The organism is Acinetobacter sp. NIOH-H-8 (genome assembly GCF_046635365.1).
GTDB lineage: Bacteria > Pseudomonadota > Gammaproteobacteria > Pseudomonadales > Moraxellaceae > Acinetobacter.
In genome coordinates, this window is sequence record NZ_JBHDVN010000047.1 from 1 (window position 1) to 21,144 (window position 21,144).

At 42.8% G+C, this 21,144-nt stretch carries 21 protein-coding genes and 2 pseudogenes; 13 read left to right on the plus strand and 10 right to left on the minus strand.

What is annotated here, in order from left to right; translation table 11 throughout:
* Positions 1-147: pseudogene (locus ACEWB7_RS13820) on the plus strand (IS1 family transposase); the annotation flags it as partial.
* Positions 148-436: 289 nt separating this feature from the next.
* Here ACEWB7_RS13820 and ACEWB7_RS13825 read toward each other — a convergent pair.
* Both ACEWB7_RS13825 and tyrS read right to left on the minus strand, forming a co-directional pair.
* Positions 437-728 (minus strand): annotated as a pseudogene (locus ACEWB7_RS13825) (hypothetical protein).
* A 498-nt stretch (positions 729-1,226) separates the two neighbouring features.
* Entirely contained in the window at positions 1,227-2,459 is a 1,233-nt protein-coding gene (tyrS, locus tag ACEWB7_RS13830) for a tyrosine--tRNA ligase (RefSeq protein WP_411580909.1), read from the minus strand.
* A 63-nt stretch (positions 2,460-2,522) separates the two neighbouring features.
* Between tyrS and ACEWB7_RS13835 the strand changes: the two genes are divergently transcribed.
* Positions 2,523-3,650 (plus strand): anhydro-N-acetylmuramic acid kinase, encoded by a 1,128-nt coding sequence (locus ACEWB7_RS13835; protein WP_180012277.1) that lies wholly within the window; start codon positions 2,523-2,525, stop codon positions 3,648-3,650.
* A gap of 102 nt (positions 3,651-3,752) precedes the next feature.
* Here ACEWB7_RS13835 and ACEWB7_RS13840 read toward each other — a convergent pair whose 3' ends face one another.
* The 4 genes from ACEWB7_RS13840 to ACEWB7_RS13855 form a co-directional block, all read right to left on the minus strand.
* On the minus strand, positions 3,753-5,048 hold the full coding sequence (locus tag ACEWB7_RS13840) for a lytic murein transglycosylase (RefSeq protein WP_262738615.1): 1,296 nt from the start codon (positions 5,046-5,048) through the stop codon (positions 3,753-3,755).
* A gap of 718 nt (positions 5,049-5,766) precedes the next feature.
* Entirely contained in the window at positions 5,767-6,888 is a 1,122-nt protein-coding gene (locus ACEWB7_RS13845; RefSeq protein WP_262738614.1) for a 5-(carboxyamino)imidazole ribonucleotide synthase, read from the minus strand.
* Between the two features lie 28 nt (positions 6,889-6,916).
* Positions 6,917-7,429, minus strand: coding sequence for a 5-(carboxyamino)imidazole ribonucleotide mutase (gene purE, locus ACEWB7_RS13850; RefSeq protein ID WP_180004433.1), 513 nt, complete (start codon positions 7,427-7,429; stop codon positions 6,917-6,919).
* Positions 7,430-7,626: 197 nt separating this feature from the next.
* Entirely contained in the window at positions 7,627-7,968 is a 342-nt protein-coding gene (locus ACEWB7_RS13855; RefSeq protein ID WP_004780323.1) for a DMT family protein, read from the minus strand.
* Between the two features lie 241 nt (positions 7,969-8,209).
* On the opposite strand from ACEWB7_RS13855, the gene mpl reads away from it, so the two are divergent.
* From mpl to ACEWB7_RS13870, 3 genes are all read left to right on the plus strand, one after another.
* Positions 8,210-9,574, plus strand: coding sequence for a UDP-N-acetylmuramate:L-alanyl-gamma-D-glutamyl-meso-diaminopimelate ligase (gene mpl, locus ACEWB7_RS13860; protein ID WP_262738613.1), 1,365 nt, complete (start codon positions 8,210-8,212; stop codon positions 9,572-9,574).
* A gap of 349 nt (positions 9,575-9,923) precedes the next feature.
* Positions 9,924-10,067, plus strand: a complete 144-nt coding sequence (locus tag ACEWB7_RS13865; protein WP_313660696.1) for an alanine acetyltransferase — start codon at positions 9,924-9,926, stop codon at positions 10,065-10,067.
* A gap of 63 nt (positions 10,068-10,130) precedes the next feature.
* Positions 10,131-10,613, plus strand: coding sequence for an alcohol dehydrogenase catalytic domain-containing protein (locus tag ACEWB7_RS13870; protein WP_281429799.1), 483 nt, complete (start codon positions 10,131-10,133; stop codon positions 10,611-10,613).
* 59 nt (positions 10,614-10,672) lie between these two features.
* Here the strand turns inward: ACEWB7_RS13870 and ACEWB7_RS13875 are convergent, their stop codons facing one another.
* Complete coding sequence (locus ACEWB7_RS13875; protein ID WP_262738612.1) at positions 10,673-11,143, minus strand: BLUF domain-containing protein; 471 nt, start codon at positions 11,141-11,143, stop codon at positions 10,673-10,675.
* Between the two features lie 202 nt (positions 11,144-11,345).
* Here ACEWB7_RS13875 and ACEWB7_RS13880 point away from each other — a divergent pair, with 202 nt between their 5' ends.
* A complete protein-coding gene (locus tag ACEWB7_RS13880; protein WP_005233077.1) occupies positions 11,346-11,699 on the plus strand; it encodes a hypothetical protein in 354 nt (117 codons plus the stop codon).
* On the opposite strand, the gene ACEWB7_RS13885 is transcribed toward ACEWB7_RS13880, so the two are convergent.
* Positions 11,692-11,979 carry a GNAT family N-acetyltransferase gene (locus ACEWB7_RS13885; RefSeq protein WP_180052808.1) on the minus strand — a complete coding sequence of 96 codons (288 nt, stop codon included), beginning with the start codon at positions 11,977-11,979 and terminating at the stop codon, positions 11,692-11,694. The two genes, ACEWB7_RS13880 and ACEWB7_RS13885, sit on opposite strands and share 8 nt — an antisense overlap.
* Before the next feature lie 292 nt (positions 11,980-12,271).
* On the opposite strand from ACEWB7_RS13885, the gene ACEWB7_RS13890 reads away from it, so the two are divergent.
* The 5 genes from ACEWB7_RS13890 to ACEWB7_RS13910 all read left to right on the plus strand — a co-directional run bounded on the left by ACEWB7_RS13890 (position 12,272) and on the right by ACEWB7_RS13910 (position 17,509).
* Positions 12,272-13,465 carry a sugar transporter gene (locus ACEWB7_RS13890; protein WP_034580709.1) on the plus strand — a complete coding sequence of 398 codons (1,194 nt, stop codon included), beginning with the start codon at positions 12,272-12,274 and terminating at the stop codon, positions 13,463-13,465.
* A 331-nt stretch (positions 13,466-13,796) separates the two neighbouring features.
* Positions 13,797-14,762, plus strand: a complete 966-nt coding sequence (locus tag ACEWB7_RS13895) for a TerC family protein (protein WP_262738611.1) — start codon at positions 13,797-13,799, stop codon at positions 14,760-14,762.
* A gap of 255 nt (positions 14,763-15,017) precedes the next feature.
* Positions 15,018-16,337 (plus strand): guanine deaminase, encoded by a 1,320-nt coding sequence (gene guaD, locus ACEWB7_RS13900; RefSeq protein ID WP_262738610.1) that lies wholly within the window; start codon positions 15,018-15,020, stop codon positions 16,335-16,337.
* A 211-nt stretch (positions 16,338-16,548) separates the two neighbouring features.
* Positions 16,549-17,076 carry a hypoxanthine phosphoribosyltransferase gene (gene hpt / locus ACEWB7_RS13905; protein WP_004780337.1) on the plus strand — a complete coding sequence of 176 codons (528 nt, stop codon included), beginning with the start codon at positions 16,549-16,551 and terminating at the stop codon, positions 17,074-17,076.
* Positions 17,077-17,251: 175 nt separating this feature from the next.
* Positions 17,252-17,509, plus strand: coding sequence for a GlsB/YeaQ/YmgE family stress response membrane protein (locus ACEWB7_RS13910; RefSeq protein ID WP_034171345.1), 258 nt, complete (start codon positions 17,252-17,254; stop codon positions 17,507-17,509).
* Positions 17,510-17,587: 78 nt separating this feature from the next.
* Here the strand turns inward: ACEWB7_RS13910 and ACEWB7_RS13915 are convergent, their stop codons facing one another.
* Complete coding sequence (locus tag ACEWB7_RS13915) at positions 17,588-18,286, minus strand: DsbC family protein (RefSeq protein WP_411580910.1); 699 nt, start codon at positions 18,284-18,286, stop codon at positions 17,588-17,590.
* Positions 18,287-18,422: 136 nt separating this feature from the next.
* Positions 18,423-19,358, minus strand: coding sequence for a CDF family Co(II)/Ni(II) efflux transporter DmeF (dmeF, locus tag ACEWB7_RS13920; RefSeq protein WP_262738609.1), 936 nt, complete (start codon positions 19,356-19,358; stop codon positions 18,423-18,425).
* A 56-nt stretch (positions 19,359-19,414) separates the two neighbouring features.
* On the opposite strand from dmeF, the gene ACEWB7_RS13925 reads away from it, so the two are divergent.
* Together ACEWB7_RS13925 and ACEWB7_RS13930 are read left to right on the plus strand one after the other, a co-directional pair.
* Positions 19,415-19,678 (plus strand): metal/formaldehyde-sensitive transcriptional repressor, encoded by a 264-nt coding sequence (locus ACEWB7_RS13925; RefSeq protein WP_159124458.1) that lies wholly within the window; start codon positions 19,415-19,417, stop codon positions 19,676-19,678.
* A 172-nt stretch (positions 19,679-19,850) separates the two neighbouring features.
* Positions 19,851-20,996 carry an MFS transporter gene (locus ACEWB7_RS13930; protein WP_411580911.1) on the plus strand — a complete coding sequence of 382 codons (1,146 nt, stop codon included), beginning with the start codon at positions 19,851-19,853 and terminating at the stop codon, positions 20,994-20,996.
* Positions 20,997-21,144: the final 148 nt, after the last annotated feature.

Genomic DNA, 21,144 nt, shown 5'->3' on the forward strand with positions numbered 1-21,144 from the left:
ACTGTAGGAATTGAAGGTAATAATTGCAAAATAAGGCATCGAATAAGGCGTGGTTTTAGAAGAAGTTGTAATTTCTCCAAAAAGCTTGAAAACCATTTTAAAGCCTTCGACTTAACTTTCTTTTACACCAATAATGGCTTCATTTAATGTCAGCATACTTTTTAAAACACCACCTGATTTTTAAATAAGACCGTACAATTTAAGGGCTGTATCCAGAATTTTCCGAAACTTTCTTATATCAGCTTACACATTTTGCTGTTTTCTATCCGACTTATAGATATGGAGCTTTTTTTAAGATCAAAATCCTTGCTGAATACAGATTTTTTCTTAACACCCGCTTTTAAGAAGCAAAAATGAGGATATGATCTTTCTAGATTTCAGATCATCCAGAAAGCTTACTTAAGTGCAGAAGAATAAGCCAGAAGTTTAAAATCGGTTAAGCCACATTTGAGTATCTATCTTTTACCCAATGCTGCATCACTTCCTCAATCACTTCTTTCTTGCCATTGTAATCTTCAGCAGCAAACAATAATTTGGCCCGACGTGGCAGACGTTCTTTGACTAATGAAAAGAGTAAATAGTGGGAGGCATGATCTAATTGCTGAAATAAGGTCTGTGCCTGATCAAAAGATTTTTTGTTTCTGCTCCTCAGATTCATATTCGAAGAGAAAACGCAAAATGAAATCAATGTCTTCATCAAACATCTGTTCAGTCTGGTATTGATACACCTTATTTACCTTTCTTTTTATAGATAGATTGAGATTCAAAAATGATTCATGCATCTCACCATGGATTTAACCTGAATTCCAGCTGATTCATCCATCTTTGTTTTGAATATATTGAAGATTGAACATATAGCCAGACAACACCAATAAAAAAGGAAGAGATCTCTCCCAAAATCTCTTCCTTAGAATTGAATCTTTACCCGATCCATTATGTCATTATTATAGTTATTCACATTATATTAACTTGTCTCTTTACTTAGAGACCTGATCAATTATGGAGTTGTCTGTTATTGATCATTACCCTCTAGATATGCTTTTCACGGAATCTCTAGACGAATAAATCTTATACACAAAAAACCAGAAATGCAAGCCAAATGGCAAAATTTAAATGTTGTTTTTATAAGGTTTTTTTTGAATTTCTATATTTATATAATTCATATACAACTTAAAAAATAAAAGCAGGCCGAAGCCTGCTTTTATTTCAATAACTTAGAACCAGCCTTAGTCAACGAAGGTCACTTTTGCAATTGCTTTTTTGCTGGCCTGAATAATTAAAGTTACGTTCTCTTTCACAGAAAAAGACGCATCAACCGGTTTCCAGTCCACTTTTACAGTGCCGCGGCCTAAGGCATCTTTAGCTTGAGCAGCATTTTTGGTTAAGCCAGCTTCACGTAAAATTGAAGTAATGAATATCTCACCACCAAATTCACCACGTGAAATGGTCACTTCTGGCGTACCTTCTGGCAGTTCACCTTCAGTAATGATATTACCTGCACCTTTATGCGCATGTGCAGCGGCTTCAGCATCATGGAAACGTTCTACCAGTTCCAGCGCCAAAATACGTTTCACTTCCTGCGGGTTACGGCCTTCTTCGATTTCTTTCAGCAAGCCTTGAATTTCTTCTATAGATTTGAAGCTAAGCAGATCGAAATAACGCTCAATCAATGAATCCGGCATAGAGAGGACTTTCTGATACATCGCGCCCGGTGCATCAAATACACCAATATAGTTGCCTAAAGATTTAGACATCTTGTTCACGCCATCCAGACCTTCAAGAATTGGCACAGTGATACATACCTGCGCTTCCTGGTTATAACGGCCTTGCAGGGTACGGCCCATCAACAGGTTAAAGGTCTGGTCTGTACCCCCTAACTCCACGTCAGCTTCTAAAGCAATTGAGTCATAACCTTGAACCAGTGGATATAAGAATTCGTGAATCGCAATCGGTTGCTGGTTGTTATAACGCTTGGTGAAGTCATCACGCTCTAACATACGTGCAACTGTTTGTTGTGATGCCAATTGAATCAAATCAGCTGCAGTTTTTTGTGCAAACCATTCCGAGTTAAACACGACTTTGGTTTTGTTTGGATCAAGAATTTTAAATACTTGTTCCTGGTAGGTTTTTGCGTTTTCTAGTACCTGCTCGCGTGACAATGGCGGGCGGGTTGCACTCTTACCAGTCGGGTCACCGATCATCGCAGTGTAGTCACCAATCAGGAAGTACACTTCATGACCCAAGTCCTGGAATACTTTTAATTTATTGATTAAAACTGTATGACCTAGGTGCAGATCCGGTGCAGTTGGGTCAAAACCCGCTTTAATTTTTAAAGGACGATTCTGCTTTAATTTCTTCAGAAGGTCTTCTTCGGAAATAATTTCGTGGGTGCCTCGTTGGATGAGGGCAAGTTGTTCTTCAGCCGGCAGGAAATTTGACATCACAAAATCCAAATACATCAGTTATTCAATTTGTGCGATATACTAACACTTTTTCAGCACATTGCAGGCTTAAGAATAATCATGACAGCGATCTATATTGGGGTAATGACCGGCACAAGCATGGATGGTGTCGATATTGTTGCTGCTTCTTTTGATCCACTTCAGCTTCATGCCACCCTCACCTTGCCTTTTGATCCCGATCTTCGTGATGAACTGATGGCACTGACTTTGCCAGATGACAATGAAATCGACCGCATGGGCAAAGCTGATGTCGCACTGGCACAAATGATTGGTCATGGCATCAATACGCTGATTAAAGAAAATAATTTAGATCGATCTCAAATCAAGGCAATTGGCTCGCATGGTCAGACCATCCGGCATCGTCCTGAACATGGTTTTACCCTGCAAATTGGTGATCCAAATATTATTACGGAAATCACCCAGATTCCGGTCATTTCCGATTTCCGTCGTCGCGATCTGGCTGCTGGCGGTCAAGGCGCGCCTTTAGTTCCGGCTTTTCACCAAGATATTTTCCAGCATGACAGCATTCACCGCGTGATTCTGAATCTGGGCGGCATTGCCAATGTGAGTATTCTGCCGGCAGGTCAACCGGATCAGGTGTATGGCTTTGATACCGGCCCTGCCAATATTCTGATGGATGCCTGGTGTCAGCGTTATACCGGCCAGCCTTTTGATGAAAATGGTAACTGGGCGGCTTATGGCACGCCAATCCGTAGCCTGCTGGACCGTTTACAGGAACATGAGTTCTTCTCAAAAGAGCCACCCAAAAGTACTGGCCGCGAAGACTTCAATCTGGAATGGCTGGATGAACAGATTGCCGACTGGCGCAATGACCTTCAATATGATGAACTTGAAGATACACCAGAGAATGTGCAAGCTACTTTAATGAAGCTCACGACCCGTGCGATTAAAAAAGCCATTTACCGTTCCGGTCTGGATACCGGTGAAGTTTATGTTTGTGGTGGTGGTGCCTATAATTCACATTTATTGGAACAGTTACGCTGGCGTTTGCGTAAACATCATTGGAGCGTACAAACCACAGCCGATCTTGGCTTAAATCCGACTTGGGTAGAAGGCACGGCTTTTGCCTGGCTGGCGATGCGTTTTATGAATCAACTCAGCGGCAATCTGCCGGCTGTGACAGGCGCATCAGGTTATCGTGTTCTGGGTACAATTACCTCTGTATAAGAGCAGCTTTAAGCTCACTATATATAGTTGTAAAAAAGGTCTGCATATTTACAGACCTTTTTTATGATGAAGAATCATATTTAGATCATATCTAAATTCTTCCTAACGCATCATGAATTTGGCATTTTCATTTCTAAATGCACGCAGGATTTGCTGTCCTGCGCGACCGGTCGGGCTTAAACCCAGACGGTTCTGTTCCTGACGAATCGCCTGACGGGTTTTATCTCCAATCAGACCATCTACCTCACCAATATCATAGCCACGATTTAACAGGAATTGCTGGATCTCGCGACGTTCCGCACGTGACGTACCCGGATCATCGGTTGGCCAAGCTGCCTGGATGCTTCCCTTACCTTGTAAGCGGTCAGATAAATGTGCAATCGCTAAGGCATAACTTTCTGCTGCGTTATAGCTGTAAATAGCATCGAAGTTTTTAAAGACTAAAAATACCGGGCCATTTTCACCTGCAGGTGCCAGCAAGCCAGCCTGAGAAGATTCTGATAAATTGCCCTGCAATAGCGGAGTACCGTCAGCACGCACCACACCACGGTTCATCCAGCTACTCAGTGATTTTTTATTGCGTCGGCTTTCGCCTGCAACAGACATGCCTTGTGGAATTTTTACTTCAAAGCCCCAGGGTTGGCCAGTCTGCCAGCCACGTTTTTTCAGGAAATTGGCTGTAGAAGCCAGTGCATCAGGAATACTGCCGATTAAATCACGACGACCGTCACCATCAAAATCAACCGCCAGCTCATCATAGGTCGATGGCATAAACTGGGTATGACCAAAAGCCCCTGCCCACGAACCTTTTAATTGGTTTTCATAGACATCACCCCGTTGCAGCAATTTCATGGTGGTAAAAAATTCACCACGGAAATAACTTTGACGACGACCTTCACAACTCAAAGTACCCAAAGACTGTAATAAAGGATATTTCCCGGAAATATCTCCAAAATTACTTTCTACGCCCCATACAGCTACGATAGTTTCTGCCGGCACTCCATAGGCTGCGCTAATCCGGTTTAATACCTCACGATGTTGCTGCAGTTTCTGTCGACCCAGCTGCACACGCTCTTCATCCACCAGTCCGGACAGATAATCCCAGATCGGAGTCGAAAACTCAGGCTGATAATTCAGCTTTTCAATCACAGAATAATCGGGTGTTAAATTTTGCGTATAACGATCGTAGGTTGAACCACTTACGCCTTGTGCAATCGCCTGACTGCGCAAATTGGCAAGACAATTCTGAAAATTATTTTGGGACGCATAATTGACGGGGCTGCTCGGAACAGAGGATATATCCGTTGATGTCACACGCTGACCATTAATAATCAGTTCTGCCTGTGCCTGTGTAGCAGCTAAAACCAAAGAACCAACAAAAAGTGCAAGCCGTTGCATAAGACCCTTAAATATCTAGATTTTGAATTATGTTTCTACCTTAGCAGCTCATGACGAAAATTAAAGCGCCAATGCGTAAATTTAAATTCATAATTCCTACACTTTTGAATTCATTTTGTAGCTTTTAAATTTAAAAACTTATCCACAAGTCCATTTTAAATTCAAATCAGGCTCATTTTTTAAATTTAAATTCAAAACTCAGGAAATTACTTTTGAATTTAAAAATTTATTATGGATAACTTGTCTTTAGATTAGGACTGCTCAATCAGCCAAAGGCTTCTGGTATATAGTATTTCTATTTTAAATTCATTTTTATTAGAAGTAACTATATTTAAATTCAGAACTTTGAATTCATTGATCAGCTTTTAAATTTGAATTCATATTTTTGAATTTAAATTTAAGCAGCGAAGTTTAAATTCAAAGTTCATTTTTAAATTTGAATTTATTTTTATGAATTTAAATTCAAAATCTATTTCCAGTTTTAAATTCAAACTCAATATTAAGTTTATCCACAAGTGAATAACCCAGAATTCAGCCCAAAATAGCAGCGAATTAAATTATTATATTTATACTCAATTGATCAGTTTATAAGCAATTGATTTTAAAAATGATCCGACCAATGGCAGGGGATTTTTAAAGAGGCGCAATCATGCCTGAATCTGGACAAATAAAAAAGCGATCACCGAAGTGATCGCTTTTTTTATCAGCAGCTTAAAGCTTAGATGGTCATATCTTCGCTCAATGCCAATGGATTCGGTAAAATCTTCGCCAGTTGACGGCATAAAGTGGTCAGCTGAGCGCTGTCTGTGGGCATCAAAGTGATGTGACCAATCTTGCGACCTTCACGTTCTGTTTTATTGTACAGATGCAGGTGTGCGCCTTCTAAAGTCAGGACATCTTCAGATTTGGGATGCTGACCGATAATGTTTACCATCACGGTTGGACGCACCACTTCAGTTGAGCCCAGTGGCAGACCTGCGACCGCACGAACATGGTTTTCAAACTGCGAGCAAACAGCGCCTTCAATCGACCAGTGACCTGAGTTATGCACACGTGGTGCCATCTCGTTTGCATACAGGCCTTTGTCTGTCACAAACAGCTCAAGAGTCAATACACCCACATAATCCAAGTGATTCAGCAGGCGAGTGATGTAATCCTGCGCGACTGGCTGCAGATCCGCACTATTGGGTGCCGGAACAATCGAGTGCGACAGGATGCCGTTGTGGTGATGATTTTCAGCCAATGGCCAGGTTTTCACATCACCATTTTGACCACGTACCGCAATGATCGATACTTCACGCGAGAAAGTCACAAAACTTTCTGCGATCAGTTCACCAGCAGGGCCGAGTTCCGCCCAAGCCTGATCAATTTGATCAGCTGAACGTAAAACAAACTGACCTTTACCATCGTAACCACCACGAGAGGTTTTTAGCACGATCGGTAAGCCAAGCTCAGCCACGGCCGTCTGCAAGCTTTCCAGTGAAGTTACCGCTTTATACGGTGCAACCGGAATTTCCAGTTCATCAAATAGGGCTTTTTCAGACAGACGATGCTGTGCGATGGCTAAAGCCTGACGTGGTGGATGCAAATCTTTGTTTTGCGTTAAAACATCGATATCAGCCAATGGTGTATTTTCAAACTCCAGGCTAAAGACATCTGCGCTATTGATAAAGTCCTGCAAGCCATTTACAGCTTTGGTGGAGAAAACCGGACCTAAAGCCGCAGAAGGGCAGTCCGTATTGGCTTCAAAGAACGTACATTGAATATTTAGAGGTAGTGCGGCTTGTGCCATCATCCGACCTAACTGGCCGCCACCAAAAATACCGATGGTTTTATCCATTGTGTTTGATCCCGTATTAAGCTTGGACTTACATTTGACCTGGAATATTGTTACTTGCGACTTTCTCGGTTTGTGCCGCGCGGAAATCTGCGACATTTTTTGCGATCTCTGGACGGGTTAAACCTAAAATCTGTGCTGCCATAATAGCTGCATTGGTTGCACCGGCAGGACCGATCGCCAATGTTCCTACGGCGATACCCGCTGGCATTTGCACGATAGAAAGCAATGAATCGACACCATTTAAGATCGAAGATTTGACGGGTACACCCAGTACTGGCAGATCAGTTTTGGCTGCACACATACCTGGTAAATGCGCTGCACCACCCGCACCGGCAATAATCACCTGAATACCACGATCACGCGCTTGTTCAGCATATTCAAACAGACGGTCCGGGGTACGGTGTGCGGAAACGACTTCGGCTTCAAATGGGACACCAAGCTGCTTGAGCATATTGGCAGTGTGTTCGAGAGTTGCCCAATCCGATTGAGAACCCATGATAATACCTACGAGAGGAGTATCTTGTGCAGCAGCCGCATTCATTGCAAATTTTCCAGAGATTAAAGTAAGAAAGATAAATCTCGACGAGAGAGCCAAGCTTGAATAGGAAGGCATATTATAGACTGATTTTTCAGCTTCATAAAATTTAACAGTCAAAGCAAGGCTCGATTTTTCTTATTTTTTTAGCGGATTCTTAAAAACTGGAATAAAAATAGGGAAGTAGTGGCTAGTAGATGATTTCAGGAACTGCGGAATACAAAATAGACACAGCCACAGAGACATAGTGCTGCCCATAAATAATCCAGTTTAAACGGCTGTTTGAACAAGAAAATCATAAAGGGAACAAAGACCAGTAGAGTGACGACTTCCTGGGTAATTTTCATTTGACCTACCGCCAGTCCCTGTTGGGCTAATAATTTGGTTGCTGGAATCATCAGGCTATATTCAAACAGGGCAATGGCCCAGCTAAATAAAATCGCCTGCCACAGCGGTGCATCATGCGGCAGGAATTTGAGATGTCCATACCAGGCCAGGGTCATAAAACAGTTGGCAATCACCAGAAGAAAGAGAGCCGGTAGCATCTGCATGCACTCTGCAAAAAGTTCGGGCTTATTTTACGATTTATTTTGCCAAAAGATATTCCGGAAGCTTGAAAATTTCCCTGAATTTGTCTGTGAAACAGGATTTAAAAAATCCCGCAGGAATGCTTGAACTTTGACTATCTTTTCGGTCAAAGCCTTGCTATCGTTGCTTGCAAATCGAATAAATCATGGCAACAGCACCAGTACAAAGTGATGTGTCAGGCAAAATGGAGTGAAGTAGATGCATCTGCATATTTTGGGTATTTGTGGCACCTTTATGGGTTCACTGGCATTACTGGCACGTGATCTAGGCCATAAGGTGACAGGATCGGATCAAAACGTTTATCCACCGATGTCGACCCAGTTGGAAAATGCAGGCATTACTTTGATGCAGGGCTATGACCATAGCCATTTACAGCCGCATCCGGATCTGGTGATTGTCGGCAATGCCATGAAACGTGGTATTGATGCCGTGGAATATATGCTGAATGAAGGTCTGCCTTATATTTCAGGTCCGCAGTTCCTGGCAGATCATGTGCTACAAGGTAAACACGTTTTAGGTGTGGCCGGTACCCATGGTAAAACCACAACCACCACCATGCTGGCATGGGTACTGGATCAGGCCGGTTTAGAACCTGGCTTCCTGATTGGCGGTGTCCCGCTTGGCTTTTCTGAAAGTGCGCGCTTAGGTGGCGGTAAATACTTCTGTGTTGAAGCCGATGAATACGATTCTGCTTTCTTCGACAAGCGTTCCAAGTTCGTGCATTACCATCCTAAAACTGCGATTCTGAACAATCTGGAATTTGACCATGCTGATATCTTTGATGATCTGGCAGCAATCCAGAAACAGTTCCACCATTTAGTGCGTACCATTCCAAGTGAAGGCCGCATTATTGCGCCAATTACTGAAACAAATATTGATGAAGTGTTAGAGCAAGGCTGCTGGACACCTGTTATTCGCACTTCATTAGACACCAATGAGAAATCTGAGCTTTATGCTGAACAGCTTTCAGAAGATGGTTCTCACTTCAAGGTATTGCAACACGGTATCGTGAAAGGCGAAGTGAAATGGAATATGACGGGTCAGCATAGTGTAGCCAATGCACTAGCCACGATTGCTGCTGCTGAACATGTCGGTGTCTCTATTGAAACGGCTTGTGAAGCACTCTCAAACTTTGGCGGTGTTAAGCGCCGTATGGAACTGCTGGACACTGTACGCGGCATTGAAGTCTATGATGACTTTGCCCATCACCCAACCGCGATTGATACCACCCTTGATGGCGCACGCAAGCGTCTCGGTGAACGTAAGCTGTGGGCGATTATTGAACCACGTTCCAATACCATGCGTATGGGCAGCCATAAAGATGGTTTGGCACATTCCGCGCGTCTGGCCGATGAGGTGATCTGGTATCAACCGGAAGGTCTGGATTGGGATCTGCAACCGGTAATTAATGCTGCGCCAAATAAAGCTGTAGTCGCACGTACTCTGGATGAGATTATCCAGACCGTGGTGGCTGAAGCAGGTGAGGGCGATGCCGTGGTAATCATGTCCAATGGCGGTTTTGGCGGCCTACATCAGAAACTGATTAGTGCTTTAAAATCTTAAAATTTATATGAAAAAGCCCGTAATTTCGGGCTTTTTTATTTTAAAAATTAAATTCGTTTTCTATCTTTTTTTAAGAAAATTAAACTTCATTCAAGTTCGAATCAACTTTCTTATTTCACTGTTAAAACAGCTAAAATTTATCTTTTTTCTTTTCATTATCTTTTGTTGCAATCTGGATATAAGACTCATTGCAGTCTTTGAGTGCCCTAGCCACAATCAATAAGAACAACAGTATTTCGATCCTATTTTATCCTTCACCCTCCTGATGATTTTCCAAGCTGTAAGTAAAGGCAGCAAAAAATAGCTTTATCTCTCTTGTTCAGACCCTCATTTCCTTATGAGATCTGTCATGACAACAATGAAAGCCATGGTTTATTACGGCGCCAATAATATCCGCTTTGAAGAACGTCGCATTCCCCACATTCTGCAACCTACTGATGCCATTATCAAACTTAGCAAAGTCACCATTTGTGGTACTGACCTCGGGATATAGAAAGGTAAAAACCCCGAAATTGAGGAGGTTGCAAAAGAAAAAACCGGCAGCTTTAATGGCCGGATTCTCGGTCATGAAGGTATTGGTATTGTGGAAGAAGTCGCTTCCGCAGTTCAAAACTTTAAAAAGGGCGATCAGGTGATTATTTCCTGTGTCAGCCGCTGCGGCACCTGTGAAAACTGCCAGAAACAGCTGTATGCCCATTGTAGAAACGAGGGTGGCTGGATTATGGGTTATATGATTGACGGCACTCATGCCGAATATGTGCGAACCCCATTTGCCGATACTTCTCTCTATCATTTACCAGAAGGTTTGAATGAAGATGTTGCGGTCTTTCTTTCCGATATTTTGCCGACCTCCCATGAAATTGGTGTGCAATATGGTCAGGTCAAACCGGGGGACAATGTGGCGATTGTCGGTGCCGGCCCGATTGGCATGAGTGCCTTGCTCACTGCCCAGTTTTATTCTCCAGCCAATATCATCATGGTCGATGTAGATGACAACCAGCTAGAATTTGCCAAAAAGGTCATGATTGAAATGACTTAAATCATTATCGACAACAAAAAAAAGTCCGCATAGCGGACTTTTTTATTTTTTAGCGTCAATTAAAAATAGGGAATATAACCACGCTGTTTATAACCTTGAGGAGAAGCAAGATTGGCCTGATTTTCATCCAGACGATAGAGCAGCTCCAGGAATCCACTCAACTGTTCCTGTTGCAATGCATGAGGTTCAAACTGGCCTAAACCAAAACGTGAAAACAAAGAAGAAATTTCACTATGTTTATGAACATATTTCATCGACCATTCCGAGAAATGTGGACGTTCTACTGTTGCATCCTGAAAGCGAAGCACCTGATGATGGCGTGGATCACGGCAAATACTCTGAAACAGATTTTCTACCACGTCCGCTTCACCTTCCAGACATTGAAAAAACTTGCCGTGGGAATAATATAAAACCCCGTTAATCTGATGAGCTTTATTAAATTTTCTCGCTACAGATAATATATCGCTAAGATCCTGTAATAACTCTTGTTCAGATTCTATCCGCTCACTGGCGTAGCAAAGCTGTAGCATAAGGTCATCTCACTGAAGAAAGAATTAAAAGCATAATTTAATCAATTATTTTAATTTAAGTCGATCATTTTTTAAGCAAATATCCGTTTTTGCTTACATTGTTTTAGGTTTGCTTTTCCAAAGAAAAATTCTAACAATTACCTCCTGAGAGGAAATCAATGATTTCAGATATATAGCAATAATAATGAAGGAGTGAAACCTGATGTTAAAAGATCTGATTTTCACTGTAGCGTTGTTGTGTATATGTTTTATGCTTTTGATTATGCTGAATGAACTGGCCTTGACGACCGAAACCAACATTCTGCTCAGTTCAGTTTTTATAGGCTGGACGCTTTTACAGTTTGTTCGCCGTCGTATGTTTTTTTATATCAGCGTAAGCCTGATGATGGGAATACTTACGCTGTTAGGCAAATATGAAGAAGTGTTATGGAACAGCATAGGCCTGATGGCAGGTTATGGCGTATATAACCTGCTGCAGCATATTTCTGTACCTGCACTTAAGGGCAAATTACAACATATCTCTATCTTGGATAAGTTTAATTCAATTGCTAAATAGCAGCTGCAACATCCTGTAGGCTGCGATCACGTTTAAACATGACATCTGCATAGGAACACTGGGGAATAATTTTTAAGCTATTCTTGCGGGCAAAGTCGACCAGCACATCCAGCATTTTGCGTGCTACGCCTTGACCACGTAAGGAATTATCTACCCAGGTATGATCAGCCACGATGGTCGATGCTTCTTGCCACTGATATGTAATTTCAGCAAGACGTCGACCATCTTCCTCCATAAAAAATACACCGCCGCGTTTTGAATCTTGATGTTGAATGTCCATACTGAAGGCTGATCCCTTGATAAAATTATTGGTTTATTTAATTTAAAACATCTTCCTCAAGAAATAATATGAATTATTGTTAAGTTTTTAATATTAGATTAAATTTTTTATTTTCTTTCATCATTTCCTGTGAATTTTTTCAAATATTGATAACTTTTTATTTCTCTATTTTGCCTGATTGAGGGTGATGCAGTTTGAGTCATCGCATGTCACCCCAAAAATTTAATTTTAACTACTCCCTAATTCAGAAAGACAGGATTAGAATGCAGCATCTTTTTGCATGCAACTTCGTATGTCTGACTCATCTTCCGCTTCTTCCGTCACCAAGCAATGGATTGGTGTCATCGCTTTAGCCTGCGCGGCTTTTATTTTTAACACTACTGAATTTATTCCTGTGGCATTACTGAGTGGAATCGGGCAAAGCTTTGCCATGTCCGCCACTCAGGCCGGCATCATGCTGACCATTTATGCTTGGATCGTGGCCCTACTATCTCTTCCGATCATGCTGCTCACTAAAGCCATAGAACGGCGTTTTCTACTGATGCTGGTCTTTGCGGTCTTTATTTTAAGTCATGTGCTGTCCTATTTTGCCTGGAGTTTTAGCACGCTGGTGATCAGTCGGATAGGGATTGCCATCGCACATGCCTTGTTCTGGTCGATTACCGCTTCACTCGCGGTTCGGGTTGCACCGAAAGGTAAAGAGTTTCAGGCACTTGGTTTATTGGCCACAGGAACAGCGATGGCGATGGTGCTCGGTATTCCATTTGGCCGGATGATTGGTGAGGCGTATGGCTGGCGTAATAGTTTTGCCCTGATTGCGTGTCTCGCATTGATCATTTGCCTGATTCTGGCCAAAACCTTGCCATTGCTTCCAAGTGTCAATTCAGGCTCCCTCAGCAGCTTAAAAAGCCTGATCAAACGTCCCAGCCTGATGCTAGTTTTTGCCCTCACTATTCTGGTGATTACGGCGCAATTTACTGCTTATAGTTATATTGAACCGTTTTCCCTGAATATCGCCCACTTTGATTCAGCCCAGACCACAACTTTACTTCTGGTTTATGGCGGGGCAGGATTCCTAGGCTCCTATCTGTTTGGCCGTTTTGCTGCGCAGTTCCCAAAAATGACTATTCCTGCTTTTACTTTTGGATTGGTTATTTCCATGCTGCTGTTATTACCACTGTCGAGCACAGTCACAGGCCTCTCTGGCTTATCTCTGCTGTGGGGTTTGAGCATCATTGGTTTCAGCCTGGCCCTACAATCTAAAACCCTGAATCTGGCTGCAGATGCTACAGATGTTGCCATGGCCATTTATTCAGGCCTGTATAATGTCGGTATTGGCGGAGGAGCTTTGCTTGGCAGTATAGTCACGCTTCAGATTGGACTATCGAGCATTGGCTGGGCCGGAGCCGGGCTGGCGATCCTTGGATTTCTGCTTAGTCTTTATTTGGTTCAGCGCCTAGACTTTTTGCCCAAAGCCGCTGATTAAACGCTGCTTTTTGTAAAATAATTTGTGATTATGCACAAAATCTGTCATGCTCATTTGATATTGAGCAATTGCTCAAACAGAATTGAGTTTGAACAAGGGGAGTAGCCTCCTCCAAACGTTTAAAAATGAAATTTCAGTTTTTAAACGTGTCAGAATATCGTCATTACACTTTGCAAAAAGTCGGTATCTGAGCATCTTGAAATGCCACTGGATCTCCTCCAGTAGAGCACAAAGATGTAGGCAAGACCTTGATCATGTTGTTATAGATGTTTTTCATCTGGCAGCTGGTCAAGGTTTTTTTATGGCCAGTCGTCCGATGTGGAGAATTCACATGGAAACAATTGGTACGCTCTGGCTGTATCTTGTCTTTTTCGCAATTGTCGCCGTCATGCTGGTGATCGATTTTGTCGGCTTTAAACATCAGCATGGTCAGGAAGTAAAAGTCCGTACCGCTGCCTACTGGAGTATCGCCTGGGTCAGTGTCGCGACTTTATTTGGTGGTGGATTATGGCTGTATCTGGAGCAGACTGCAGGTGCGGCAATTGCCAATACCAAGGTCATGGAATACTTTGCCGGTTATCTGCTGGAAAAATCCTTGGCAATTGATAATGTCTTTGTCTGGCTGATGATCTTTGCCGCCTTTGCCATTCCACCAGCGCTACAACGTAAATTGCTGTTATATGGTGTACTGGGTGCAATTGTGCTCAGAACAATCTTTATTTTTATTGGTGCCTGGTTTGTACAGGAATTCTCCTGGATTCTGTATATCTTCGGTGCTTTTCTGGTTTATACCGGTTTTAAATTCCTGCGCGGCCAAGGAGAAGAGCATACCGATATTGAAGATATGGCAGTTCTGAAATGGCTACGCAAACATATCCGGATTACGCCGCAAATGCGTGGCAATAAATTTTTTGTGCATCAGAACGGTGTCCTGTGGGCAACGCCATTATTTCTGGTGCTGATTCTGGTGGAAGCTTCTGATGTGATCTTTGCGGTAGACTCGATCCCAGCCATTTTCGCTGTCACCACCGATCCCTTTATTGTTTTAACAGCGAACCTGATGGCGATTCTGGGTCTGCGTGCCATGTTCTTCCTGCTCGCTGGTGCTGCATCAAAAATGTACTATCTGCCTTATGGCCTCGGGATCATTCTGGTCTTTATCGGCTTCAAGATGCTGATGCTGGAAGTATTCCATATGCCGATCTGGATTTCCCTGAGCTTTATTGTCATTGTGCTGACGATTACCGCATGGTTATCAATCCGTCATAGCAAAAAATACAATGAAACAGCGCTATAAATAATTGCTTCGTCATTCCTGATAAGTCCGCAAAATGCGGGCTTTTTTTATTTCAGGCCAGTGATCGTTTTGGCTACTTTAATTAGCATCATTTTATTTATTTAAGTCTTATTTAAATATCTCGTGATAATTACTCTGATCTTGGCTGCTATTTTGCATTGTTAAAATTTGGAGATTTTTAGTTGCGTATTTCCCCTACAAGGTAGAACTTTTCAGCTACAATCAATCGAAAAAATTACAAAGTGCAGGTTTTCAATGTCTTCTCACATTGCAACGACAGCCATCCGCGGTCGTTTCCTCGATATCCAGAATACAGTTGCCCAAGCACGTGAAATTCACGACCAAGTGCGTTATATAGAAGATGGTTTACTCATCATAAAAAATGGAATAATCCAGTGGTTTGGTTCCTGGCAGGAAGGTCAGCAGCAGCTTCCTGAAGGTCTGCATGTTACTCATTATCCTGAACAGCTCATCATTCCGGGCATGATCGATACCCATATCCATTTCCCGCAAACCGAAATGGTCGGTGCTTATGGGGAACAGCTACTGGAATGGTTAAATACCTATACTTTTCCGACTGAGATCCAGTTTCAGGATCCGGCGTATAGCCAGAAAATTGCACAGTTCTTTATTCAGGAATTGCTGAAAAATGGTACAACCACAGCTTTGGTGTTCTGTACCGTTCATCCAGCCTCGGTAGAAGCACTGTTCGAAGCGGCTACAGCACAGAATATGCGTCTGATTGCCGGTAAAGTGCTAATGGACCGCCATGCACCTGAAGCCCTGACGGATACTGCAGAATCTGCCTATAGCGACTCTAAAGCCCTGATTGAGAAATGGCATGGTAAAGGACGTAATCTTTATGCGATTACGCCACGTTTTGCTCCGACCTCAACGCCTGAACAGCTGGAAAAAGCAGGGCAGTTAAAAGTCGAATATCCAGATGTTTATATCCATACTCATCTCAGTGAAAACAAAAATGAGATTGCCTGGGTAAAAGAACTCTTTCCGGAACGTGAAGGCTATCTGGATGTCTATCATCATTATGGACTGACCGGCGCTAAATCCGTATTTGCCCATTGTGTGCATCTGGAAGAAGGGGAGTGGGATTGCATGCATCAAACCGACTCTGCGATTGCCTTCTGCCCAACCTCAAACCTGTTCCTGGGTAGCGGCTTGTTTCCACTGAAGAAAGCCTGGGATAAAGGCGTGAAAGTCGGCTTGGGTACTGATATCGGGGCAGGAACCTCCTTTAACCAGCTCCAAACCCTAAATGAGGCTTATAAAGTGCAACAGCTGCAAGGAGAAAAACTTTCGGCTTTTGAGTCGCTATATCATGCGACCCTAGGTGGTGCGAAAGCCTTAAGTCTGGATGACCGCTTGGGGAATTTCAAGGTGGGCAAAGAAGCAGACTTTGTGGTGCTGGATCTCAATGCCACCGCTTTACAACAACTACGCCAGAGCAGGGCCAAAAATATTGAAGATACCTTTTTTGCACTGACCATGCTGGGGGATGACCGTAATATTGCAGCAACCTATGTCTATGGACAGGCTGTCTATGTCAAAGCCCAATAAATCGCGTCAGCGCAGGATCATTTTGGCTGCAATCGTCGCTGTCTGTGCCTTTGCGCTGAAGAGAGATTCACAGCAGCCCAAAAATTGATTACATTTACAGCAAGTAAAACAGGTGCATCTCAAGCAAGGATGTATTAAAATTGCTGCAATTCAGGTGTTGCAGGTCAACACCTTTTTTATTTTGCTATTTTTATTTTTTAGGTATCTACCCATGACCGTTCAAATGAGCGTAATGATTTCCGCTGAAGAAATTCAAGCTAAAGTCAAAGAGCTTGGTGCTAAAATCGATGCACACTATGCCAATAGTGACAAAGAGCTTGTACTTATCGGTTTGTTACGCGGTTCAGTGATTTTCATGGCAGACTTGTGTCGTGCCATTACCAAGCCACATGAACTCGACTTCATGACTGTATCCAGCTACGGCGGCGGTACGATTTCGAGCCGTGATGTCAAAATCCTGAAAGATCTGGACGGTGAAATCCGTGGTAAAGATGTGCTAGTGGTTGAAGATATTATTGACTCAGGTAATACCTTAAGCAAAGTCCTGGAAATCCTGCAAACCCGTCAGCCAAACTCAATTGAACTATGCACTTTGGTGAGCAAACCTTCACGTCGTGAAATCGAGCTGGAAGTAAAATTCTTGGGCTTTGAAGTCGAAGACAAGTTCATTGTTGGTTACGGTCTGGACTATGATCAAAAATACCGTCATATTCCATTTATTGGTGAAATCGGCCTTTAAGAACCGGTTTAAAAGAAGTGGCTTCGTGCCACTTTTTTTATTTCTTGAATCATTTCAGTAACACAGCAAACAAAAACGCAACAGCCCGTTGCAGGACATGACTTTTTTCAGTGCTTTTCTTGCCGCAAGATAAACATGACGTAAAAACAAAGACATGATAACAAGGAGTATGCTGATGTGGTCAATTATCGTTGCGATTGTGGTGGGTTTTATTGCGGGTCTGGTTGCACGCGCGATTCATCCTGGTGATGACAAGGCTGGATTCATTGTTACGACCCTGCTGGGGATTGCCGGTTCACTGGTTGCGACTTTTGCCGGACGTATGCTGGGCTTGTATTCCCAAGATTCTGCCGCAGGCTTTATTGCCTCAGTGATTGGTGCCGTAGTCATCCTATTTATCTATAATATGGTGACCAAACGTAAACGAATCTAAGCTCTGCTTTGAATAAGTTTCTTTCATAAAAAGAGCACCTAGATAGGTGCTCTTTTTTTATTGAGCATAGTCAGAATTTTACAGGCCGAATTCTTTGAAACCTTGTTCAATCTGTTCTGCTGGCTGAGCGCCCATGACTTTAAAACCATTCGAGAAAATAATCGCTGGTGTGCCATTTACACCGAGTGATTGTGCCAGCTGTTTATTACGTTCAATCGGGTTGGCACAGCTCTTTTTCGATTTAGGTTGTATACCTTGACCAATCAGGTCTTCCCAAGCCTGTGCTGGATTTTTTTCACAATAAACCTGTTTGGACGGCGCAATTGACTGCTGTTTTAAAGGCAGAATGAAGGTATAAATCGTGACATCTTTGAGTTTTTTCAGCTCTACTTCAAGTTGTTTACAATACGGGCAATTTGGGTCAGAAAAGATGGCAAGCTGACGTTTTCCTGTGCCTCTGACTGATTTAATCGCATCCTGTAGCGGTAACTTTTTCCAGTCGACACTGTTTTGTTTGAGTAATAAATCCTGAGTCAGATTATGCTGGTCCTGAATACGGAACATTGAACCAGCTAGGAGATGCTGGGCATCTTCATTCAGATAGACAATCTGCCCCTGCATGGAACCGCTATAGATTCCTTTCATTTCGGTGGGCTGAATATTTTCAATTTTCAGGTTGGGACTGTTTTTTGCCAGATTGGCTTTAACCATATCCACATTGGCAAAGCTGAGGCCAGGGAAAAGGGTCAAAGCCAGCAGCATATTTCTTATTTGCATGAATGTCCTGCTCAGGTGCAAGTTAAATGTGTTTCGATTCTAGTCTTTTTAAAAAGAAAATTCTGACTATTTTATGTAGCCTGATGTTCAAATCGAACTGATCAATCAATCATGTTTCACGTGGAACATTGCCCCTTTAATGCTGATTGACTTCAACCGAGATATGCACAATTTCTTCATGAATAGAGATCGCCTCACGGATTTGATCAGCACTAATGGGGATTCCCGTTTGAACGGCAACAAAACAGGAAAATTTACCTTTACCGACTCTCGATACATGCAGGTCAGTTAAATGCAGATCATTCCCATATTCAGCAATGACTTCACGTATTTCTTCGACCACTGGGGCATCCATATCGGCATCCAGTAAAGTCTTGGCACTTTGCTTTAGCAGGCCAATCGCCCAGCGTGCAATCAGGATTGAGCCGACCAGTCCCAGTACTGCATCGAGAAAATCCCAGCCCATATATTTTCCAGCAAACAAGGCAATAATGGCCAGAACAGAAGTTACAGCATCAGCAACCACATGCAGAAAGGCCGCTTTATGGTTCAAGTCATGATGACCATGATTATTATCATGCTCGTGATGGGAATGCCCATGATGATGATCATGGTGATGGTGCCCATCATCATGCAGCAACCAGGCACAGGCCAGATTAATCAATAGTCCTAAAATCGCGATTGGAATGGCTTCGCTATAATGAATCTGAACTGGCGAAAATAGACGTTCTACTGAATGAATCACCATAAAACCGGCTACTACAAGCAATAAAATTGCACTGCTATAACTGGCCAGAATTTCAATCCGCCAAGTACCCATATTAAAGCGGGGATCATTCGCATAATGGCGGGCCGCTTTATAGGCAAAGTAAGCTAGTCCCAAGGCCAATACATGCGAGCCCATATGCCAGCCATCAGCAAGTAAAGCCATTGACTGGAAGATCCATCCCCCTAATACTTCCAGCACCATCATGACGGCAGTCAGAATCGTGGCAAACAGAATCTTTTTCTGTGCGAGTGGATTACCTTCATCAAATTGATGGCTGTGCGAATCGGCGTTATGTTTTTGCATAAAAGGGAACTGTTATTAATACTCCCCCCTAGTATATTTATTTTTGGAGATTTGTGGTGAGTCATGTACATGATGATAAAAAAATATTAAACCGGGTACGGCGCTTGCAAGGTCAGATGAACGCTGTAGAGCAGTCTCTCCTGAATCCTGAAGCAGGTTGTATTCAGGTCCTGCAACAGGTTGCAGCCGTTAAAGGTGCCATAAACGGTTTGATGAATGAGTTGATCGAAACCCATTTAAGAGAGCATGTCATTGGAGAAGCTGCAGTCAATGAAGAAAAACTGGCTGAGTTTTTAAAATTATTAAAACGTTATGGCTGATTGTTTAGCTCAATATTTTTGTTTTGTTTACAGCAAGATAATTGACCGCTTTTTCATCTAACCGATACACTGCCACCCATTCTCTTCTTTCTTCCACATCATTCTTTTTAAAGTGTGGTGAAACTTTTACGGCAGCTACATGACAGAAAATATCTCATGGCGACCTTTCGCCATGGTCAGTCTTGCATTGATTATGGGTACCATCGGTACAGCACTGGCAAGTCCGCTTTATCCCATTTATCAACAGATCTGGCATTTATCGCCAAGCCAGATTACCTATATTTTTGTCGCCTATATGTTTGGCTGTCTGGGTACCTTGTTATTCCTGGGACGTACCAGCAACACGATTGGTTTCTTAAGAACCCTGCAAATTGGTCTGGTATTTATTAGCATTGGCTTGGTCATTTCAGTCTTTGCCGAGAATGCGCTGATTTTGTCGGTGGGTCGTTTTATCATTGGTATTGCTTCAGGCCTGATGACCACTTCAGCAATGCTAGGCATGATGCAAACCATTCCAGAAACTCATAAGCAGCTTGCACCACAACTGGTATCGATTCTGACGGCCATAGGCTTTGGTTTGGGGCCGTTTGTGGGTGGGGTAATTGCGCAGTTTTCTCAAGCTCCATTAATTACTCCATACCTCCCAATTATTCTTGGGGCAGTGCTGTGTTTTGTCGGATTATTCTGGCTAAAAACCCCTGCTTTTGAACGCCAGCCTTTTAGTATTGCACCGAAATTACTGCGTCCTGAACCTCAGTATCATGCTGTGTTCATGATTGTGGGATTAACTGCATTTAATGCCTTTGCTGCTTTCAGTTTATTTGCTTCACTGTCACCGTCTTTTGTGCAGGATATCTTGCCCTGGCATGGTCCTTTGGTCAGCGGTACCGCCATTACCTGTATTTTGCTGATTTCTGCTGTGGTGCAGTTCTTTGCTAAAGATGTTCCTGCAAAGAAATGTCTGAATATTGGATTGATGATTATGCTGGTGAGCTTGGTTAGCCTTGCTCTTTGTATGATCCTTAAAGCAAGTGTCTTGTTCTTTGCCAGTGATATTTTATTCGGGATTGGACATGGTTTTGCCTTAATGGGCGCATTCGGTGTGATTCATGCGATCACAACCTTGCAAAATCGGGCAGCCGTGATGTCGACTTACCTGTTTATTGGCTATTTGGGCACGATTGTGCCGATTATCGCGGTGGGGTATCTGGCTGATCACTTCGGCTTAGGATTTGCCGTGATCAGTTTCTGTGTGGCGATCAGTGCACTCTGTCTAATCCTTTGGTTATGGCATCAAAAATTGCAGCTAAAAGCCTGATAAAAAAGCCCACATTTGAGGCACTGCTGTCCCATAGTTTGCTTTAAATAAAAAAACCTGAGTCCTAACAGTTAAAATATGAGTGCAAACAAACACTTTAACGACCAGGATTCAGGTTTTGTCACATCAGAATACCGTATTTCATGAG